Annotated in this window: 20 protein-coding genes and 1 tRNA gene; 8 read left to right on the top strand and 13 right to left on the bottom strand. The window is 52.2% G+C overall.

The genetic code is table 11. From position 1 onward, the window contains the following. Nucleotides 1-119: 119 nt before the first annotated feature. From pyrF to aroA, 7 genes are all read right to left on the bottom strand, one after another. Nucleotides 120-842: an orotidine-5'-phosphate decarboxylase gene (pyrF, locus tag R1T41_RS08530; protein WP_317341245.1), complete on the bottom strand. Its 723-nt coding sequence runs from the start codon at nucleotides 840-842 to the stop codon at nucleotides 120-122. A 125-nt stretch (nucleotides 843-967) separates the two neighbouring features. Continuing rightward, nucleotides 968-1,282 carry a LapA family protein gene (locus R1T41_RS08525; RefSeq protein WP_317341242.1) on the bottom strand — a complete coding sequence of 105 codons (315 nt, stop codon included), beginning with the start codon at nucleotides 1,280-1,282 and terminating at the stop codon, nucleotides 968-970. Nucleotides 1,283-1,472: 190 nt separating this feature from the next. Then, nucleotides 1,473-1,748: an integration host factor subunit beta gene (gene ihfB / locus R1T41_RS08520; RefSeq protein WP_007088342.1), complete on the bottom strand. Its 276-nt coding sequence runs from the start codon at nucleotides 1,746-1,748 to the stop codon at nucleotides 1,473-1,475. 73 nt (nucleotides 1,749-1,821) lie between these two features. Next, the gene (sppA, locus tag R1T41_RS08515) at nucleotides 1,822-2,745 is read right to left on the bottom strand and encodes a signal peptide peptidase SppA (protein WP_317341241.1); all 924 of its coding nucleotides are present in this window, start codon (nucleotides 2,743-2,745) and stop codon (nucleotides 1,822-1,824) included. A gap of 254 nt (nucleotides 2,746-2,999) precedes the next feature. Further along, a complete protein-coding gene (gene rpsA, locus R1T41_RS08510; protein ID WP_062949759.1) occupies nucleotides 3,000-4,703 on the bottom strand; it encodes a 30S ribosomal protein S1 in 1,704 nt (567 codons plus the stop codon). Nucleotides 4,704-4,928: 225 nt separating this feature from the next. Beyond that, the gene (cmk, locus tag R1T41_RS08505) at nucleotides 4,929-5,573 is read right to left on the bottom strand and encodes a (d)CMP kinase (RefSeq protein ID WP_317341240.1); all 645 of its coding nucleotides are present in this window, start codon (nucleotides 5,571-5,573) and stop codon (nucleotides 4,929-4,931) included. A 102-nt stretch (nucleotides 5,574-5,675) separates the two neighbouring features. Beyond that, a complete protein-coding gene (gene aroA, locus R1T41_RS08500; protein ID WP_317341239.1) occupies nucleotides 5,676-7,022 on the bottom strand; it encodes a 3-phosphoshikimate 1-carboxyvinyltransferase in 1,347 nt (448 codons plus the stop codon). A gap of 346 nt (nucleotides 7,023-7,368) precedes the next feature. Here aroA and R1T41_RS08495 point away from each other — a divergent pair, with 346 nt between their 5' ends. Both R1T41_RS08495 and R1T41_RS08490 read left to right on the top strand, forming a co-directional pair. Continuing rightward, entirely contained in the window at nucleotides 7,369-7,674 is a 306-nt protein-coding gene (locus R1T41_RS08495) for an FYDLN acid domain-containing protein (RefSeq protein ID WP_007088347.1), read from the top strand. A 100-nt stretch (nucleotides 7,675-7,774) separates the two neighbouring features. After that, nucleotides 7,775-7,850: transfer RNA gene (locus R1T41_RS08490), tRNA-Ala, on the top strand. A 50-nt stretch (nucleotides 7,851-7,900) separates the two neighbouring features. On the opposite strand, the gene R1T41_RS08485 is transcribed toward R1T41_RS08490, so the two are convergent. From R1T41_RS08485 to R1T41_RS08475, 3 genes are all read right to left on the bottom strand, one after another. Next, entirely contained in the window at nucleotides 7,901-8,224 is a 324-nt protein-coding gene (locus R1T41_RS08485; RefSeq protein ID WP_317341238.1) for a VanZ family protein, read from the bottom strand. Between the two features lie 18 nt (nucleotides 8,225-8,242). Then, the gene (locus R1T41_RS08480) at nucleotides 8,243-8,860 is read right to left on the bottom strand and encodes a hypothetical protein (RefSeq protein WP_317341237.1); all 618 of its coding nucleotides are present in this window, start codon (nucleotides 8,858-8,860) and stop codon (nucleotides 8,243-8,245) included. Nucleotides 8,861-8,951: 91 nt separating this feature from the next. Beyond that, nucleotides 8,952-9,926 (bottom strand): methyltransferase domain-containing protein, encoded by a 975-nt coding sequence (locus tag R1T41_RS08475; RefSeq protein ID WP_317341236.1) that lies wholly within the window; start codon nucleotides 9,924-9,926, stop codon nucleotides 8,952-8,954. A 310-nt stretch (nucleotides 9,927-10,236) separates the two neighbouring features. Between R1T41_RS08475 and R1T41_RS08470 the strand changes: the two genes are divergently transcribed. From R1T41_RS08470 to R1T41_RS08445, 6 genes are all read left to right on the top strand, one after another. Next, the gene (locus R1T41_RS08470) at nucleotides 10,237-10,668 is read left to right on the top strand and encodes a YeeE/YedE family protein (RefSeq protein WP_297014309.1); all 432 of its coding nucleotides are present in this window, start codon (nucleotides 10,237-10,239) and stop codon (nucleotides 10,666-10,668) included. Next, nucleotides 10,598-11,122 (top strand): YeeE/YedE family protein, encoded by a 525-nt coding sequence (locus tag R1T41_RS08465; RefSeq protein ID WP_317341235.1) that lies wholly within the window; start codon nucleotides 10,598-10,600, stop codon nucleotides 11,120-11,122. The genes R1T41_RS08470 and R1T41_RS08465 overlap by 71 nt, the downstream gene beginning before the upstream one ends. Before the next feature lie 207 nt (nucleotides 11,123-11,329). Beyond that, complete coding sequence (locus tag R1T41_RS08460) at nucleotides 11,330-12,055, top strand: glutamine amidotransferase-related protein (RefSeq protein ID WP_317341234.1); 726 nt, start codon at nucleotides 11,330-11,332, stop codon at nucleotides 12,053-12,055. Between the two features lie 189 nt (nucleotides 12,056-12,244). Further along, nucleotides 12,245-13,915: an adenylate/guanylate cyclase domain-containing protein gene (locus R1T41_RS08455; protein ID WP_062960216.1), complete on the top strand. Its 1,671-nt coding sequence runs from the start codon at nucleotides 12,245-12,247 to the stop codon at nucleotides 13,913-13,915. A gap of 236 nt (nucleotides 13,916-14,151) precedes the next feature. Further along, nucleotides 14,152-14,655 (top strand): Hsp20 family protein, encoded by a 504-nt coding sequence (locus tag R1T41_RS08450; protein WP_062949777.1) that lies wholly within the window; start codon nucleotides 14,152-14,154, stop codon nucleotides 14,653-14,655. 16 nt (nucleotides 14,656-14,671) lie between these two features. Further along, complete coding sequence (locus tag R1T41_RS08445) at nucleotides 14,672-14,938, top strand: DUF1150 family protein (protein ID WP_062949779.1); 267 nt, start codon at nucleotides 14,672-14,674, stop codon at nucleotides 14,936-14,938. Between the two features lie 78 nt (nucleotides 14,939-15,016). On the opposite strand, the gene R1T41_RS08440 is transcribed toward R1T41_RS08445, so the two are convergent. The 3 genes from R1T41_RS08440 to R1T41_RS08430 form a co-directional block, all read right to left on the bottom strand. Next, complete coding sequence (locus R1T41_RS08440) at nucleotides 15,017-15,769, bottom strand: MBL fold metallo-hydrolase (protein ID WP_231886987.1); 753 nt, start codon at nucleotides 15,767-15,769, stop codon at nucleotides 15,017-15,019. 192 nt (nucleotides 15,770-15,961) lie between these two features. Then, a complete protein-coding gene (locus tag R1T41_RS08435; RefSeq protein WP_297014307.1) occupies nucleotides 15,962-17,452 on the bottom strand; it encodes a PAS domain S-box protein in 1,491 nt (496 codons plus the stop codon). 183 nt (nucleotides 17,453-17,635) lie between these two features. Beyond that, on the bottom strand, nucleotides 17,636-18,097 hold the full coding sequence (locus R1T41_RS08430) for a YcgN family cysteine cluster protein (protein ID WP_297014306.1): 462 nt from the start codon (nucleotides 18,095-18,097) through the stop codon (nucleotides 17,636-17,638). Between the last annotated feature and the right edge of the window lie 46 nt (nucleotides 18,098-18,143).

Genomic DNA, 18,143 nt, shown 5'->3' with positions numbered 1-18,143 from the left:
TGCAGCGCACAAATTTCACCATCGCAAAATTGGCATAAAAACTATGCAATCCCGTCACAACTGAAACAGGCCCGGTTGAACACCGGGCCTGTCGGAAAAACAAAACGGATAAATCCGGATCAGAAAAGTTCGTCAACGATACGTTTTGCAGCTTTAACCGGATCGTCGGCCTTGGTAATCGGGCGCCCGATTACCATCACATCTGTGCCCATCGCAACGGCGTCCCGCGGTGTGACGATACGTTTTTGATCATCAGAACTTGACCAGGCCGGACGAATACCCGGGGTGATCAATTTGAAATCCGGTCCACAGGCAGCACGTACTGCGGTAATTTCCTGTGCGGAGCACACAACTCCGTCCAGACCTGCCTTTTGGGTCAGTTCCGCAAGTTTGACGACACGCTCGCTGATCGGTCCAGCCAGACCGACATCATCAAGATCACCCTGATCAAGGCTGGTCAGGACCGTTACGGCAATCACCCACGGAGCATCGACACCCGCCTTGTCAGCAGTTTCACGTGCCGCTTCCCCGGCACGCTTCATCATTTCAAAGCCTCCCGTCGCATGAACATTCACGATCTTGAGACCAAGGGGCGTTACCGCGCGGATGGCACCGGCAACCGTGTTGGGAATATCGTGATACTTGACGTCCAGAAAAATCGGCAATCCGGCCTTGGCGACTTCACGGACACCCTGCGGGCCGTGGGCTGCAAAGAATTCCTTGCCAAGCTTCGCGCCGCCAATCACCCCGGACAGATTTGAAGCCAGATCAATTGCATGAGCAAGATCAGTGGTATCAATGGCGCAAAAAATGCGATCGTGCGGGGCAAGCTTATCGGTCATGGTGTCCTCCGGCGGGCTGGAATTTCATCGTCGGCCCACGAAGATGCGACGGACCGGGCATGACTTAGCCGATTTCGCCTGAAATACCAATCCCGAATTGGCCATAACCTTTGGCAGGATTCCTCTCAGGATGCCTTTTGCTGGCTGATCACCTTGTGATCATTCGATATGTCGCTGCCGGTTTCATCCGGACGCAGTCGGCGCAGCTCGCTATCCATCCGCTTGACGGCACGGCGATGTTTGCCATGTACGAACCATTCATACGTCAACCCGATACCAAGCCCGATCAACAATGCCGCCATGATCGGCAGGAAAAGCGGCATGTCAATTTCATAAGGCAAGGGCCACAATGACAACGTCACCAGCGCCCGGTTCGACACGGCAAAAATCGCAATCAGGATCGCAAGCGGGATGGAGATGATCCAGTAAAGAATGCGCATTTCAACTCCTCGTGCCGGCATGCAAAAAGGCAGGGGTCATAGCCCACGCACCGGCTGAAACCAGAGAATGGACCCGATATGGTCAAACGGAAACATGTGCAAATGAATTTGCAACCATCCTGCAGAATTTCCACAAGAACGGTTTAGCGCAGTTCACACGCCAACAGCAAGCCGATCAAACAGGCTGCGATCAGTTAAGACGTTCGCGCAACTGCTTGCCAGTTTTGAAATAGGGAACCTTTTTCTCGCCCACAGGTACGGCTTCACCGGTACGCGGATTGCGTCCGACCCGGGAATCACGCTGCTTTACGGAAAATGCGCCAAAACCACGCAGCTCGACACGATCCCCGCGTGCCAGCGCTTCGGTAATTTCGTCAAAGATCGTCGCCACGATCCGCTCAACATCGCGCTGATACAGATGAGGGTTCATCTCAGCCAGCCGGGCGATCAGTTCTGATTTTGTCATATTCAGGCCCCATCCTGTTCGTTCTGACAGATATCCAATCAACCAAAGGTTAGATTACGTCACGTCGGCGCTTTCACTCAGGTTGCCAGACAGTCAGCAAACCGTCAAGTTTAAGCCCCTCAGATGACAGCATTTTTCCGATGTTTCCTTCGAACAATGCCGTCATAATGGAGTCTTCCGGATAATCAATTTCGAGCGGCACGACTGCCGCATCCGGCGATACTCCCATTTCGTCCTGCAGCCAGCGCAAAGCTTCGCGACGACCACCAATCTCGTCGATCAGGCCATTGGCAACAGCCTGCTGGCCGGTATAAACCCGGCCATCGGCCAGTTGACGCACGGTTTCGGTATCCATACCGCGTCGTTCGGCAACCATGTCGACAAACACGCCAAACATGTCTGAAATCAGGCTTTCCATAGCCGTTCGCGCGGCATCATCCGTCGGTTCGAACGGGTTCGGAACGGCTTTAAGCGGGCCACTTTTAACCGTCAGCGGCTCTACACCCAGTTTTTCCAATGTGCCGGTAAAGTTCATCGACTGGAAAATCACACCAATCGATCCGGTCACCGTTCCGCGATGTGCGATGATGTGGTCAGCGGCAATTGCCGTCATGTAACCACCAGACGCGGCAACAGTTCCCATTTCGGCAACGATCGGACGGGTTTCGCCAATCCTGCGCAGACTCTCAAAAAGCGCCTCGCCACCGACCATCGTACCGCCAGGGCTGTTGATATGGACGATCAGACCCGCGACATCGCTGTCTCCCTCAATCTGCTCCAGCGCATCAAGAAGGTAGGGATCCTCGGTAATCACCCCTTCGATATTCACCTCGACAATGCGCGGGCCAATATTGCCCCACACCACGTCGTCCGCACCGCTGCGCGCAAAGGCCACCACGATGGCAATGATGATTGCGACCACCGCCAGCACCCGCCAGCGGAAAATCGATTTTTTCAAACGTCGACGATCAAGAAGGATATCGGCATCAAGTGCCATTTAATGCGCCCCGGTATTCAGTAATGAACTAACAGCTTCAAAAACCTGCCTTTTCAAATGGTTTTTCTTCATTCGCTTGGCAAGGACAAAAACTGTTTGAAATCAAAATTCTCGCTAAAAAATGACATCGCAGCGGCAAAGTCGCGTCCAAACCGGGAATTTTGGACAAAAGCGACAAAAAAACGGGCCGTGCAACGCATGACCCGTCTTTGTGATCTGCCAGAGCAGATCCTGTCCGATCAGGAACAAATGCCTTATTCGGCACCTTCCTGTTTCTTGCGAAGTGCTTCGCCAAGGATATCGCCAAGCGATGCACCGCTGTCAGCCGAACCGTAATCCGCCATGGCTTTCTTCTCGTCAGCAACTTCGAGAGCTTTGACCGAGAGGGTAACCTTACGGGTTTTGGCGTCGATCGTAGTAACACGCGCATCGACTTTCTCGCCAACCGCGAAACGTTCCGGACGCTGGTCCGAACGGTCACGTGCGAGTTCAGCCTTACGGATGAAGCCTTTAAGATCGGTGCCACCAACAGCAACCTCGATACCACCGTCGTTAACTTCGGTGATTTCACAGGTTACGGTTTCACCGCGTTTGATGCCGGTAACGGCTTCTTTGAACGGGTCACCTGAAAGCTGTTTGATGCCAAGCGAGATACGCTCTTTCTCGACGTCAACGTCAAGAACCTTGGCTTTGACGATGTCACCTTTTTTGTATTCTTTGATGACTTCTTCACCAGCGCGGTCCCATGACAGGTCCGAGAGGTGAGCCATACCGTCGATACCACCCAGAAGGCCAATGAACAGACCGAATTCGGTGATGTTCTTGACTTCGCCTTCGATCTCGGACTCGACCGGATGAGCAGCCAGGAAGGCATCCCACGGATTCGAGGTGCACTGCTTGAGACCAAGCGAGATACGGCGTTTCTGTGCATCGACGTCGAGCACCATGACTTCGACTTCCTGCGAGGTCGAAACGATTTTACCCGGGTGAATGTTTTTCTTGGTCCAGGACATTTCGGAAACGTGGACCAGACCTTCGACACCAGCTTCGAGTTCGACGAATGCGCCGTAATCGGTGATGTTGGTGACACGGCCTTCGAATTTCGAACCGACCGGATATTTAGCTTCGACACCTTCCCACGGATCAGCTTCAAGCTGTTTCATGCCAAGCGAGATACGCTGGGTTTCGCTGTTGAAGCGGATAACCTGAACCTTGACGGTCTGACCGATCTGAAGTGCTTCAGACGGATGGTTGATACGCTTCCATGCGATGTCGGTGACGTGCAGCAGGCCGTCAACACCGCCGAGATCGACGAATGCGCCGTAATCGGTGATGTTTTTGACAACGCCGTCAAGAACCTGACCTTCCTGAAGGTTCTGGATCAGTTCGGCGCGCTGTTCAGCACGGGTCTCTTCGAGAACGGCACGACGCGAAACCACGATGTTACCGCGCGAACGATCCATTTTCAGGATCTGGAACGGCTGCGGATTGTTCATCAGCGGGGTAACGTCGCGAACCGGACGGATGTCAACCTGGCTGCCCGGCAGGAATGCCACGGCGCCCGACAGGTCAACAGTGAAGCCGCCTTTAACACGACCAAAGATGGTACCGTCAACGCGTTTGCCTTCGTTGAACTGTTTTTCAAGCTCGACCCAGGCTTCTTCGCGACGCGCTTTTTCACGCGACAGAACGATTAGGCCATCTTTGTTTTCATAGCGATCGACATAAACATCAACGGTATCGCCGATATTAACGTCGCCTGCGCCAAATTCTTTGAGCGGCACGCGGCCTTCGGACTTCAGACCCACATCGACGATTGCATCGTCGTCGGTGGTTTTGACGACCGTACCGGTCATCACGCGGCCAATAAAGCCTTCGTCTTCAGAACCGAGGCTTTCGGCCAGCAGGGCGGCGAAATCTTCGCCGGTGGAGAATTGTGCTTCTTCAGCGGTTGTCATTAAAGAGACTTCCTTTCGAGTGTATCGTCACTATTCCGGCCAATCGGTTGTATCCGATGGTCTTGCCACAAAATCGTGGCGGGTTTTTGCCAATCGATGTCCCGATCCCGTTCGCGGAAAACCAAACGGTTTTCCATAGACGAAAAGGTGAACGCACATGTCGTTCACCTTAGGGTAGCTACCCCTGAGATCGTTCTGCCGCTTGACGGTTAAAACGCCCGTGTGTCAGTCATTCTCACCCATATGGGTCCGAATATGCGCCATGACTGCATTAAACACCGCATCAGCATTCAGACGATCCGTATCAATGTGGATTGCGTCCGATGCCATCTTGAGCGGCGCAACATCCCGCGCACTGTCTCGAGCATCCCGTTCTTCAAGCTCTTTGAGAACGCGCTCGTATATAGCAGCGGGATTTTTTTCCTGCAACTGTTTGAACCGACGGTTTGCACGTTCTTCAACACTGGCCGTCAGATAGAACTTGATCGGAGCATCCGGACACACAACCGTCCCGATGTCGCGACCATCAAGAACGGCACCCCGTTTACCACCGGGCGGGCAGCTGGCAAGATTGCGCTGAAAATCGAGCAACACCGCACGAACCCTTGGAATCGCGGCAACTTTTGATGCTGCATTTCCGACTTCTTCACTGCGAAGTTCTTGGCCGTCAAGATCGTTGGCGCCGAGTTTTTCGGCCACCCCGACCGCCACATCCTCGTCCGAGGGATCAAGCCCAAGCGCCAAAACCTTTGCCCCCGTCGCCCGGTACAAAAGCCCTGTATCAAGATAGGCATAGTCCATTGCCCCGGCGACTCGACGTGCCAAAGTGCCTTTTCCCGATGCTGCCGGTCCGTCAATCGCGATGATCATGCGCGGGCGCCCCTATCTGTTTTGATGTCACTTATATTTGTGTGCCAAGAAAGGCTTTACGAGCCCCGGAATACGAATAAAGGAAACCAGTCACGAAACAGATCATGAACCCGCCGGGGCAAGGTTTGCCCCCAATTCGCGCATCAATGCCTCGAAACTCGGGAAGCTGGTCGCAATCGGGTTGGCATCATCAACCGCAACCGGATCATTTGCCCCAAGTCCGAGGACAAGGAAGGACATGGCGATACGATGATCAAGATGGGTTTCAACCATACCACCTCCGGGTACCTCGCCACCCGTGACAATCAGGTCGTCACCTTCGATGCGGTGAATGACCTTGTTTGCTGCGAGCCCCGCGGCCACAGCGGCAAGACGATCCGATTCCTTGACCCGCAATTCTTCAAGTCCGCACATCCGGGTTTCACCCTGTGCATAAGCGGCAGCAACGGCCAGCACCGGATATTCATCAATCATCGACGGAGCACGTTCCGCTGGCACGACAATACCGGTCAGGCGATTTTTACCGCTAACGACAAGATCACCGATGGTTTCACCGGCTTCCTCACGTTCGTTAGCGATCGTAATGTCACCCCCCATTTCGATAAGGGTCGTAATCAGGCCGGTCCGCAACGGATTCAGACAAACGTCGCGAATGGTCACTTTTGATTCCGGATTGATCAAAGCCGCTACCAGCGGGAATGCTGCCGAGCTCGGATCTGTAGGAACCACAATATCGGCTGCTTTCATTTCGACCGGGCCGGTCAGACTGACCGTGCGCCCACCGTCATCATTGATGCTGACATCAACATCGACACCAAAATGGCGCAACATGCGTTCGGTGTGATCACGCGATGGTTTCGGCTCGATCACGGTGGTCGTTCCGGCAGTATTCAGTCCAGCCAGCAACACAGCGGACTTGACCTGTGCGGATGCCATAGGAAGCGTATAGGTCACCGGTTTTGCCTCATCGGTTCCGATGACGGCCATAGGCGGACGACCGCGTTCGCGCGTGATGAATTGCGCGCCGAATTCCGCCAGCGGATCGGCAACCCGGCCCATCGGACGCTTGCAAAGCGATGCATCGCCGGTAAAGAAGGTGGTGATCGGATGGGTCGCAACAATACCGGCCATCAGACGAATACCGGTTCCGGCATTACCCATATCAATGACGCTATCGGGCTCCCGCAAGGCGCCAACGCCGACACCGGTCACATGCCAGGTCCCGTCTTCGTCACGGGTCACCGTCGCACCAAGTTTGCGCATGGCTTCTGCAGTCGCCAGAACATCTTCACCTTCGAGAAGGCCGGTAATTTTCGTCTCGCCAATGGCAAGGCTGCCAAACATCAGGGAACGATGGGAAATTGATTTGTCACCGGGAACCCGGATATCGCCGTTAAGCGCACGGGACTTCAGTGATTGAAGCGGACGTTTGGTCTGCGAAGAGCTCATCGGGCCTGCCTGTCTATTCTTGTTGTGACCATCAAATCATCGGTTTTTCGGTCATTGAACCGCACTTCGATGCTGCCGCAATTCCGGGCGCAAATCGTACGTTCGATTACCGGGGGCAAACTCGTATCATATGCGCTTTTGACGCACCAGTATCGAAGCCAAATTTTGCTTGAAGTTTATAGCGGTGCGTGGCGCAGAATCCCGCCTTTTGGAGGCTTGTGATAAAATCGGACAATTTCCTTTTGACAAGCCCGTCCCAAGATGGCAATTGGGCCAACTAGAAGAAGGTGAATTCGGCCTTCAACCCATTCTTTGATGATAACGGTATTTAAGAGGGTTTGCCGTAATGTCAGCACGCGGTAAGAAACGTCACTGCCAAGCCTGCGGTACCAAATACTATGATTTGAATCGTACGCCGGTCGTGTGCCCCAAATGCGCAACCCCCGACGGGGTGACCAAAATCAAGAAAGCCGCGGTTGCAAAGCCGAAGCCGGAAGAAGACGAAGACCTGGATGATGACGTCGATCTTGACGATGATGTCGACACCGATATCGATGACGATATCCTTGAAGATGCGTCTGATCTTGGTGAAGATGACGATGATCTTGGCGAAGTCCTTGAACATGTCGAAAGCGACGAAGACGACCGCTAGGATTTTTTGAAAATAGGTCTTGCCAAGATTTGGCGAACCTTCTAAATATCCCCCGCGCCGCGACGGAAACACTGGATTTCGTTGCGACGCGGACTAAAATGGGGCCGTAGCTCAGTTGGGAGAGCGCTACAATGGCATTGTAGAGGTCGTCAGTTCGATCCTGATCGGCTCCACCATCAAAACCCGTCGCCTAAAGCGACGGGTTTTGTCGTTTCCGGAAAGAAATTTATCGATCTCGAACAGACCGGAGACAAAAAATTCCAAAAGCCAGCCCAATACCGATTGAATTGGCCAGCCCATCCTCAATGCTAGCAAACCGGCCTGGTATCCATCCTTGGGCAATCTCGATGAAAATGCCATAAATCAGACAGCCAATAACAACCCGCCAGACACGAACAGGATAAGCGATCAATCCGGCAGCAGTTAACATGCAGTAGGCAATCAAATGCTGGATTTTGTCCCATACCTGTATATCAGGCATACTGTCAGCCGATTGAAGCGACAAAAACCCAATTAACACTGCCAATACCCAGAAAATTGCGGCTGCCAAATATCGAAACCACATTCCCTAGCGCGCTCTGATCGCCAACATGTGTCCGGCCATCCATCGAAACATCGAATAAATTGCGACCCCAAAGTGATAAAGAGTGGGTAAAAGCGCAGACGCCCCCATCATCATCCCAAAATAAATGTTGCGAATATTGTCCGGTGCGAGCGGATTAAGAACCGCTTTCCAGAAACGTCCTTCGTACAGCTCAGTGCGGTACGTCAATGTTTCCGGACGATCAAGCACAATACTGACAACCCAGCCAGAGGCCACAAATGCAAACAGGACCCAGAAAGTAGCGAGAACAGCAATAAAAACATCTACGCTGAGATAGCTGACAAAGCGCACATTGCTTTGTGATGCCAACGCGCGGCGGACGATTGCCAAAGTCACATAAAATGACATCGCATCAAATATTGCCCCCAGTACCGCAACCGGAAAACCCAAAAGGACATATTCGTCCCCCTTCCAGGATGCCAGATGTTGCGGATATGTGGTTAGCAGGGCCCACCAATAGCACACCAGATTGATCAGAACAAAAAGCAGAAAAAGCTTGGGGAAAAAGAACCTGATATGCGCACGCTTACGAAGGAACCAATCAAGAAATTCCTGAAGTGAGTTTCTCCAATTCGCAAACATCGCTTTAAAAGACTCCTAGCCGCCTCCGGATTTGCATGACCGGCAACACACACAACAGAAAAGCTGAAACCCTGAGAATAATCAACGAAACTCAATGAACAATTCTGTCGATTGATCGATCAGGATCAGGAAGACGACCCAACTCGCCAATCAATTTTGACATTCCATCCCCTGCACGTACCACCATGATACGACCTGAAACGGGGTTTCCCTTTTCCTGCCGCAGAATCCCCGTGGCATCGGCAACAACTTCGAACAGGCAATCTTTCAACCAGTCATGAATTGCATGTTCATGATGGCGGAACCTTTGCCCCGGGCCAAGATCGAACGGGAATGTATCGCCATGTTCAAGCGTGAAGACCATCAATCCGCCGGGTACAAGCCGCTCATGGGCGGCCCGCAATGCCGGGACAAGATCACCCAGATAGTTCAGAACATCGGCCGCAACAACCAGGCCATAGTCGCGATCAAGGCCATCAGGCAAATCCGTGATGTCCGCAGCAATCAAATTACGATAAAGCCCCTTGGCACGTGCGCGGTTGATCATGCGCGGTGACAGATCGACACCGTCAATCACATCAACATGCCCGGCAAATACATCCGCAACCAGACCGGTGCCACACCCAAGATCAAGCACGCGCAGCGGACGCAGCAATTCCGGCAAATAGGGCCGAATGGCTTCAAACAGGAGTTCCGGACCACGATAGGCCAATCGGTCGCGTAGCGAGATTTCAAAACGCGGCGCGTAGTCGTCAAACAGCGCCCTTACATAGTCGGGTGGCAGACGATCGCGCATGGCAACCGCGCCCAACAATGTCAGTCGAACTTCCGCGCCCATACGGTCAACCGGATCGAGGGCAAGGCACTGACGAAACGCCTCAATCGCATTTTCATGCTGTCCCATGCGCTCGAAAATATCGCCCAGCACAAAATGCGCTTCTTCCCAATCGGGATCAGCCGAAATTGCAGCCCGGGCCACATCGATTGCAGCCTCGGTATCATTTTGCCCGACAAGCGCCAGCGCGACATCAAGCCGCCGACTGGCCAACAAACGATCTTTGCTCATATGTGCGAAGAAATCCGAAAAGGTCCCGGGCAGGATGACCGGAAACATCAAAACCAGATCATCGCTGTATCTTCTGAATCCGGGACTTTGGCAAGATGGATAATATCATTTTTAATCAGATACTTAACCAGTCTCACTGCTTTCAGGAGCGCAAAATCATCTTATGAGGGTGCCTTCCTTCGGAATCGGCAGCAGACTGCATTGCAACTGAATGGCACCAAGCTTTCCTTCGAACACACCGAATAAATTGATTTAAACATAATATATTAATATTATGTTATTTCGTTATCGCCTTATCCTAGGAGACGAAATGGAAAATTTTACGCCTTATTCTGCGCTGCTGGGTGGTGCGCTGATCGGGCTGGCGTCGGGCCTTTATTTTTTGCTCAATGGCCGAATTGCAGGCGTTAGCGGCATCCTTGGAAGCATGCTTGCAAGCAAAACGCCGACATCTGATCGGATTGAAAAACTTGCCTTCATTGCCAGCATGATCATTGCGCCAACTGTCATACTGGCCATTTCATCTCTCAACGCCCAAAGCATCGTAACCGCATCCTGGCCCGTTATCATTATTGCCGGATTGATTGTCGGGTTTGGCACACGACTTGGCAGCGGTTGCACCAGCGGGCATGGAATCTGTGGCCTGTCGCGCCTTTCCGCAAGATCAATGGTTGCGACGCTATGCTTCATGGGCGCAGGCGTTACCAGCACCTATATCATTCGCCATGTCATCGGGAGCTAAAACAATGCGTATCCTTGCTTCTGTTCTCTGTGGCGCGCTATTTGGGGCCGGCTTGCTGATTTCGGGGATGACGGATCCGCAAAAGGTCCTTGGATTTCTGGATATTGCTGCAATACAAACCGACCACTGGGACCCCAGCCTTGCCTTTGTCATGGTGGGCGGCCTTGTTGTTGCGTTTCCCTTTTTCCGATTTACCCAATCACGTAAAAGTGCGGTTTGCGGCGGAAAGATAGAGCTTCCGACACGTCGCAACATTGATCACAACCTTGTCATTGGCGGGCTCCTGTTCGGCATCGGATGGGGAATGGTCGGTTATTGCCCGGGGCCCGCCATTAGCGCGCTTGCATTCGGGCACACAGAAACAATCGTTTTTGTCATCGCAATGATCACTGGAATGGTCGCTCACAAACTGATGATGACCACACTGGACAAAACCGCATTCACACGGAAATAACAAAGAACTTTGACAGGTCTGTCAGGCACCTTTTGCAGACCTGCCATACGGTCCAGTTTTCCATGTTGTGAAAAATCAATCTGTTAGCATTCAAATTTCGCACGCACCAGCTTGGAAAGCCTGAAATCTCGCTGCAACATGCTTGTCTTTGCAACAACACTGGCATATGTGCAAAACAGCATCACACCATGATTTCAAAGGCCCCGCATGAAAATCGGCATTCTTGAAACCGGTCTTGTTCCGGAAGAACTTCGCGATGAATTCAAAAGCTATCCGAACATGTTTGAAACGATGCTCGGCCCGCTTGATCCAGAACTGACATTCCAGACATGGACTGTTCTTCTGGATGAATTCCCCGAAAATCTGAATGCTGCCGATGCGTGGATCGTGACCGGATCAAAGCACGGTGTTTATGAAAACGAACCCTGGATGATTCGCCTGCAGGGCTTGCTGCGCGATATTGTCACAGCACAGGTTCCGGTTTTCGGCGTGTGTTTTGGTCATCAGATTCTGGCGGCGGCTCTTGGCGGCAAGGTCGTTAAATCCGACAATGGCTGGGGCATTGGCGTTCATGAATACACTACCGGCAAGCAGGCACCGGCATGGCTGGGCAATGCACCGGAAAAATTCAAACTGAATGCCTTCCATCAGGACCAGGTTGTCGAACTTCCCGAAGGAGCCACTGTCTGGGCCAGTTCTGAATTCTGCCCTTATGCCGCCCTTCAGTATGGTGAAACCGCTGCATCCATTCAGCCGCACCCCGAATTCCAACGCCCTTACGAAGAAGCCCTACTGAAGGCGCGATATGCATTGCTACCCGAAGACGTACATTCAAACGCAACGGCGTCGCTTGACGAAACCACGGATAGCGCCCTGTTCGCCAAATGGATGCTGACATTCCTGCGCGGCAAACGGGCCGTAAAGGCCGCCTGAACCAGCGCTCGGACTTGATCTTTTTTTAAACGGGCCGTCACCGAGAGGGGCGGTCCGTTTTGCATTTCACCGGATCGCACAGCATTTTTTCAAACCTGAAAGCTTTGAACTTCTCCAAAACACCATTTATTTATGATTGCGTCGGATACTGAGTTTCTCGCGCATCAACCGCCCATAATACGGAACGCCATGATCCAGAATTTGCGGCTCTATTCCGGCCTGACGCTTTTTGCGTATGTCTTCATGCATCTGATCAATCAGGCTGCTGGCATCATATCGCCCGAAGCGATGGAAGCCGCCGACTTACTGACAACCGGAATCTGGCAATTTCCCCCGTTGGAAATCCTGCTTCTGGCCGCGGCAATTACCCATTTCCTGCTGGCCACGGCCCGCCTGACCAGCCGCCGGTCCCTACGCCTGCGCAAATCGGAATGGGCACAAATGATTTTGGGCCTTTGCATTCCATTCCTGTTATTCCGCCATATTATTGCGACCCGTATCATCGAACTGGGATTTGATGTCGATCCAGCATTTGAACGAGTACTGCTTGATCTTGCGGTTTTCCTTCCCAGTCAGGGCATTCTGCATGCCATCGCCGTGATTGTTGTCTGGACACACGGCTGTATCGGCATCCATTTCTGGCTGCGGTTAAAACCGTTCTATCCGAGATGGCGCGGTGCGCTGGGTGCAACCGCTGTTCTTGTCCCCACACTGGCGCTTGCCGGTTTTGGTGCGGCATCAGCTGAAATCATTCGCCGCAGCGAAGAAGGCGGCCGCAAATATGTTTTTGGGGTTCTTGATGCTGCCAACGTCAATGATGCGGCTATCAAATTCTATGAAAATGCGGTTCTCCCGGGCACTATAATCGCCATCGCACTGGCCTTTGCGCCATTTGTTGTGCGGCAAATTCGCCAGACCATTGATCGGATCAAACGCGGGCCAATGTTATCGATGCCCAATGGTAAAATGATCCGCGTGGCCCCCGGAGCGACAGCACTTGAAGCCCTTCGCGATGCAGGTGTGCAGATGGCATCTGTTTGCGGCGGGCATGGGCGCTGCACAACCTGCCGCATTCATTGCGGATCGGGCATTGATCAACTCGCCGCACCCGGCAAGATCGAAGCTGCGGCACTCGCGAGTATCCACGCCCCGCGTGGCATGCGACTGGCATGTCAAATCCGTCCGTTAAACGATCTCGCCGTTGCCCCACTTTTGCCGGCCAACGCCACGGCACAGGATGGAAGACGCCCCGGCGGCCTGTCCGGTAGCGAACGCCAAGTTGTCTCGATTTTTACTGATCTGCGGGATTCGACACGTCTGGGTGAAAAGAAAATGCCCTACGATGTTCTGTTCATATTGAACCAGTTTTTCGCCGAAATGACCGAAGCCCTGCGTGAAAGTGGCGGGCTTTATGCCCAGTTTACCGGTGATGGACTGATGGCACTTTACGGTCTTGATACAGATGACACTGAAACCATGATCCGGGACGCCCTTCATGGTGCGGCGGGAATGTTGCGCCGGATCGAAAACCTGAACGAACACCTGAAATCAGAGCTACCCCATACACTACGTATCGGTATCGGCATCCATATGGGCGAGGCAATTGTCGGCGAGATGGGGCCTCCGGGCCGCGAAAATATCAGCGCCATCGGTGATACGATCAATACGGCCGCAAGGTTGGAAAGCCAGACCAAAAAGCATGGTGTACCACTGGTGATATCAAAAGCAATTTTTGACCACGGGCCGATTGCGCTCCCTGAAAACGCAGTAATGCATGAAGTGGCGTTACGTGGAAAGGATCAGACCGTGGCCTATTATGCGCTGGAAAATATGCCGGAACTGCCGGAACGCGTTGTATGATCTTCCCTGATCAGTCATGATCTGCGTATTACACAGGTCTGATATCGCATATTCCCAAGGTTTCCGCGGCTACAGTATCAATCCGGGTCTTGACTATGCGATAGAAAACCACATTTATTCGATTAGATAGATATGTCTGATGCCGAACGGGTCGGGTCAGATGTTCAGACGCCCGAAACGCCAAAAGCGTGGGGTCTGGTCGATATCACACTCGCTCTGCTGAGGAGGTGCTGCCAATGTCACGAATTTCTATGTTTAACAGCCCGCTGCTATTGGGGTTTGACCAGATCGAACGTGTTCTTGATCAGGTTTCCAAAACCAAGGCAGAAGGCTATCCCCCTTATAACATCGAGCAAATCGGCGAAAATCATCTGCGCATTACAGTCGCAGTCGCAGGATTTGCCGAAGATGACCTTTCGGTCACCACCGAAGACAACCAGCTGATCATTCGTGGCAAGCATCAGGAAGACGAAAGCAACCGGATTTATATCCATCGCGGGATCGCATCCCGGCAGTTCCAGCGTTCATTCGTACTGGCCGAGGGTATTGAAGTTGTTGGCGCCCATCTTGATAACGGACTTTTGCATGTAGATTTGAACCGGCCTGTTCCCGAACCGGTGGTACGTGAAATTGCGATCAACTCTGCCAAGAAGAAAGCCGTCTCGTCACGCACCATAGATATGACCGTCGATGCTGAAAATGGCGCAGACGCAGTCGAAGATAAAAGCCGCAAGGCGTAACAAGGAGAGTGGTTTTATGAGCAATCGCATCTCAGACCATGACACCAAAGAAGCCCACGGTGCAGAACAGGATTTGAATCTGCTGTCGTCTGGTGATTTTGCCATGCTTGGCATTCACGATTTTGCCTATGTGCGGGCGATGGAAAATCCTGAAGATGAAAGCAACGAAACGGTCTTTGGGGTATTTACCGCCGATGGCACCCATATCGCTTCGTTCGAAAGCCAGGCCGTCGCCCATGCGGCAATCCGCCAGCATGACATGGACCCGCGTTCGGTTCACTAACGCGATCCAATCAGGATATCGAGGAAATCAAAAGGCAGCCGATGGGCTGCCTTTTTGCTGGGTTTCATCAAGCACAACCTAACGGATTTCGATCACTTCGCCGGGTACGGCAACCCGCACCTGTGGATTGTCACGCAGAAGTTCGACGATCTCACGCCTTGCATCACGTTTGATGTGATAAAGCCAGAAACGTGATCCGGGCATATCAGATGCCAATTGCAGAACAGTTTCCAGATCGCAATGTGCGGCATGTCGTGGGTCATGCTTGGGCAAATATGTTTCCTGAAACACCAGATCCGCAGCGGTAAAAAGTGCCGTGGTATCGGCAGTCACGTTGCCATCGCCGGAATAGGCAAATCCCTTGTTCTCGAAACGCAGCAAAATTGCATGGTTTTGAACGCTGTGATCGGACCGGGCAAATTTGGTTTCGAACGGGCCAACTTGCGTGGTTTCCGGCACCGCATGCCAGACAATTTCAAACGGCCATGCACTGCCAAGCCCGGCAAAGCCAAGCTCCATGATCTTTTCCAGATGATTGCGTACCGCCGGTGTCGCGATGATATGAATCGGTTTTGATCGGCCGTCATCGCGCCAGTTCAGCATAACCGGCACCAGCCCGAAAACGTGATCAGGGTGCATGTGGGTAAAATAAATCGCATCAATGGCATCCGGATCGGGAAACTTGCGCATCAACAATCCGGGCACCGTTGCCCCACAGTCAATCATCAACCGATAGCCACTTGCACTCACCACAACGGATGAGTTTTCAAAGGCAGGATCAAATGCCTCGCCAACACCCAGAACATCTATGCGCATATATTCACTCGACATTCCCCGTCACCGCGTTGTTTGCGGATCATTTGCAATGAATGTCTATTTTTGCTGAGACAGCAAACATTAGGCAAGCTGTTCAGATTTGTTTTCGCCATAAAGTCTCAAAACCGTCACCATACAAACGAAACAGGGTGGCCGAACGTGCCGACCACCTTGAAGTTCGATACATCTGTATAGGAAATCAGGCGTTTAACGCGCCAGAACTTCCGCGGCCTTGCGCGTCCGGCTGACCGAGTCGGCTACCATTCCCGTTGTAGACTTGATGTTATCAAGGTTCCGGGAAAGACCATCGACCGCGCCAGCCATCAGACGCATGTTTTCCGAAACACCTTCGGTCACCGCACTCTGTTCCTCTACCGCCGAAGATATGTTTGTAACACTATCCCGTACCGTTTCCACCGAATGACGAATGGTTTCAAGAGCACCGACAACCTCGGACGAGATCGACTGAATGCCTGAAATTTCATCGGAAATCTGCTCGGTCGCACGAGCTGCCTGATTGGCAAGATTCTTGACTTCGTTGGCAACAACGGCAAATCCCTTGCCAGCGTCACCTGCACGTGCGCTTTCGATTGTCGCATTCAGTGCCAACAGATTGATCTGCCCGGCGATGTTCTGAATGACTTCAACAATGCTGCCCATCGATTCGACAACTTCCGCCATTCGCTGAGTAGAATTGTTGGCACTGATCGTCTGATCAAACGCGCGCTCTGTTTCATCACGTGACTGCGCCATGCTGCGAGAAATTTCTGCAATTGATGCCGCCATCTGCTCCGCACTGGCCGCAACAGTCTGCACCGTTTGCGATGTTTCCTCGGACGTGCTGACACTTTGACTGGCCGAATTGCCCAAGGCTGCAATGTTGCTATCGATCTCGGTAAAGTTCTGATCAATCATGGTTTTAAGCTCAAGCAACAGGCGGGTTTGCTCGGTAATGTCTGTTGCGAACTTGATCACCTTGAAAGGCTTTCCAACCGGATCAAGCACCGGATTATAGGACGCTTCAATCCAGATTTCCTTGCCACCCTTGCCGACACGTTTGAATTGGCCAGTGTGAAAACTCCCGGTTTTCAGGGTTTCCCAGAACGAGCGATATTCGGCAGAGTCTCGATATGCTGGCGCAACAAACATGCTGTGATGCTTGCCGACAATTTCATCAAGTCTGTATCCCATGGCATCGAGAAAATTCTTGTTTGCCTTAAGGATAATTCCGTTCAGGTCAAACTCGATCACAGCCTGCGATTTTTCCATCGCATCAAATACACTTTGCAGGACCGCACGTTCAATGCGTCGCGCTGTAATGTCGGTTGCAAACTTAACAACTTTTGTCGGTTTTCCGTCTTTGTCGAAAATCGGGTTGTAAGTCGCTTCAAGCCAGATCATCTCGCCATTTTTGCGCACACGCGGCACGGCACCTGACGAAAATTTGCCGTTGCGAAGCTGTTCCCAGAATTTCCGGTATTCTTCGCCATTGCTGATTTCACGCGGAACAAATATCGAATGATGCTTCCCGACGATTTCCTCAAGCGAGAACCCCATCGTTTTAAGGAAGTTCTCATTGGCAGTCAGAATTTTACCATCGATTGAAAACTCGATGACAGCCATCGACAAGCTGAGCGCATTTACAATCTGCTGCCCCTCGTTCGAACTGCCATTCTTGAAAAGTGACGCAAAACCCATCCGGATATCTTCCTTGTGCTGTCCGGATTTCTAACTGCAAACCCGGTCATTTATAGGCATACATAAAAACAAACCGAACAATTGCGCTTGTGCTGCACAATTGTTCGGTTTGCAGGATACCTATACTTAAGAAGTAATCAACCACCTATTTTGGCATATATGCATCTACTCTAGGTTATAACTTCAAGCGGGCCACTTTACAATATACCGGGTCAGATCAGGGTGGGCGTCATCCTCCGAGATCACCATTCCCTTAATAGACATTCCGGCCGAGATCGTTGAATCTGAACGCCCTGTAATAAGTGGGTGCCAGTCAGGTAACCCTTTTCCTTCAGCCATCAAACGATAAGCACATGTTGATGGCATCCAGGACAATGTCGAGACATTTTCCTGCGAAAGTTGCACACAATCAGGGACATGCTGCGTTCGATTGGGATAATCCTTGCAGCTGCAGGTTTCGCAATCCAGCAACCGACAGGCAACCGACGTGTAATAGACAAAGTCGGTATCTTCGTCCTGAAGTTTGTGCAGGCAGCACTTGCCACAACCGTCACAAAGGGCTTCCCATTCCTGCGGCGTCATCTGCTCCAGCGTTTTGGACTCCCAAAACCGGGCGTTTTCCGCTTCATGCGTTGGCTCTCTCATCGTCTCTCTCGTCCGGCACCATTTTATTATTTTTTGATTGTAGCAT

Source organism: Thalassospira lucentensis (assembly GCF_032921865.1).
Lineage (GTDB): Bacteria > Pseudomonadota > Alphaproteobacteria > Rhodospirillales > Thalassospiraceae > Thalassospira > Thalassospira lucentensis_A.
Note: the sequence above shows the minus strand (reverse complement) of the source record. Positions and strands in the feature narration are given on the sequence as shown.

Excerpts from the sequence above, each read along its gene's own strand:
- cmk (WP_317341240.1), bottom strand. The coding sequence starts at position 5,573 with ATGATCATCGCGATTGACGGACCGGCAGCATCGGGAAAAGGCACTTTG.
- R1T41_RS08440 (WP_231886987.1), bottom strand. The coding sequence starts at position 15,769 with ATGTCGAGTGAATATATGCGCATAGATGTTCTGGGTGTTGGCGAGGCA.
- sppA (WP_317341241.1), bottom strand. The coding sequence starts at position 2,745 with ATGGCACTTGATGCCGATATCCTTCTTGATCGTCGACGTTTGAAAAAA.
- R1T41_RS08450 (WP_062949777.1), top strand. The coding sequence starts at position 14,152 with ATGTCACGAATTTCTATGTTTAACAGCCCGCTGCTATTGGGGTTTGAC.
- pyrF (WP_317341245.1), bottom strand. The coding sequence starts at position 842 with ATGACCGATAAGCTTGCCCCGCACGATCGCATTTTTTGCGCCATTGAT.
- aroA (WP_317341239.1), bottom strand. The coding sequence starts at position 7,022 with ATGAGCTCTTCGCAGACCAAACGTCCGCTTCAATCACTGAAGTCCCGT.
- R1T41_RS08475 (WP_317341236.1), bottom strand. The coding sequence starts at position 9,926 with ATGAGCAAAGATCGTTTGTTGGCCAGTCGGCGGCTTGATGTCGCGCTG.
- R1T41_RS08460 (WP_317341234.1), top strand. The coding sequence starts at position 11,330 with ATGAAAATCGGCATTCTTGAAACCGGTCTTGTTCCGGAAGAACTTCGC.
- rpsA (WP_062949759.1), bottom strand. The coding sequence starts at position 4,703 with ATGACAACCGCTGAAGAAGCACAATTCTCCACCGGCGAAGATTTCGCC.
- R1T41_RS08455 (WP_062960216.1), top strand. The coding sequence starts at position 12,245 with ATGATCCAGAATTTGCGGCTCTATTCCGGCCTGACGCTTTTTGCGTAT.
- R1T41_RS08445 (WP_062949779.1), top strand. The coding sequence starts at position 14,672 with ATGAGCAATCGCATCTCAGACCATGACACCAAAGAAGCCCACGGTGCA.
- R1T41_RS08495 (WP_007088347.1), top strand. The coding sequence starts at position 7,369 with ATGTCAGCACGCGGTAAGAAACGTCACTGCCAAGCCTGCGGTACCAAA.
- R1T41_RS08435 (WP_297014307.1), bottom strand. The coding sequence starts at position 17,452 with ATGGGTTTTGCGTCACTTTTCAAGAATGGCAGTTCGAACGAGGGGCAG.
- R1T41_RS08525 (WP_317341242.1), bottom strand. The coding sequence starts at position 1,282 with ATGCGCATTCTTTACTGGATCATCTCCATCCCGCTTGCGATCCTGATT.
- R1T41_RS08480 (WP_317341237.1), bottom strand. The coding sequence starts at position 8,860 with ATGTTTGCGAATTGGAGAAACTCACTTCAGGAATTTCTTGATTGGTTC.
- ihfB (WP_007088342.1), bottom strand. The coding sequence starts at position 1,748 with ATGACAAAATCAGAACTGATCGCCCGGCTGGCTGAGATGAACCCTCAT.
- R1T41_RS08430 (WP_297014306.1), bottom strand. The coding sequence starts at position 18,097 with ATGAGAGAGCCAACGCATGAAGCGGAAAACGCCCGGTTTTGGGAGTCC.
- R1T41_RS08470 (WP_297014309.1), top strand. The coding sequence starts at position 10,237 with ATGGAAAATTTTACGCCTTATTCTGCGCTGCTGGGTGGTGCGCTGATC.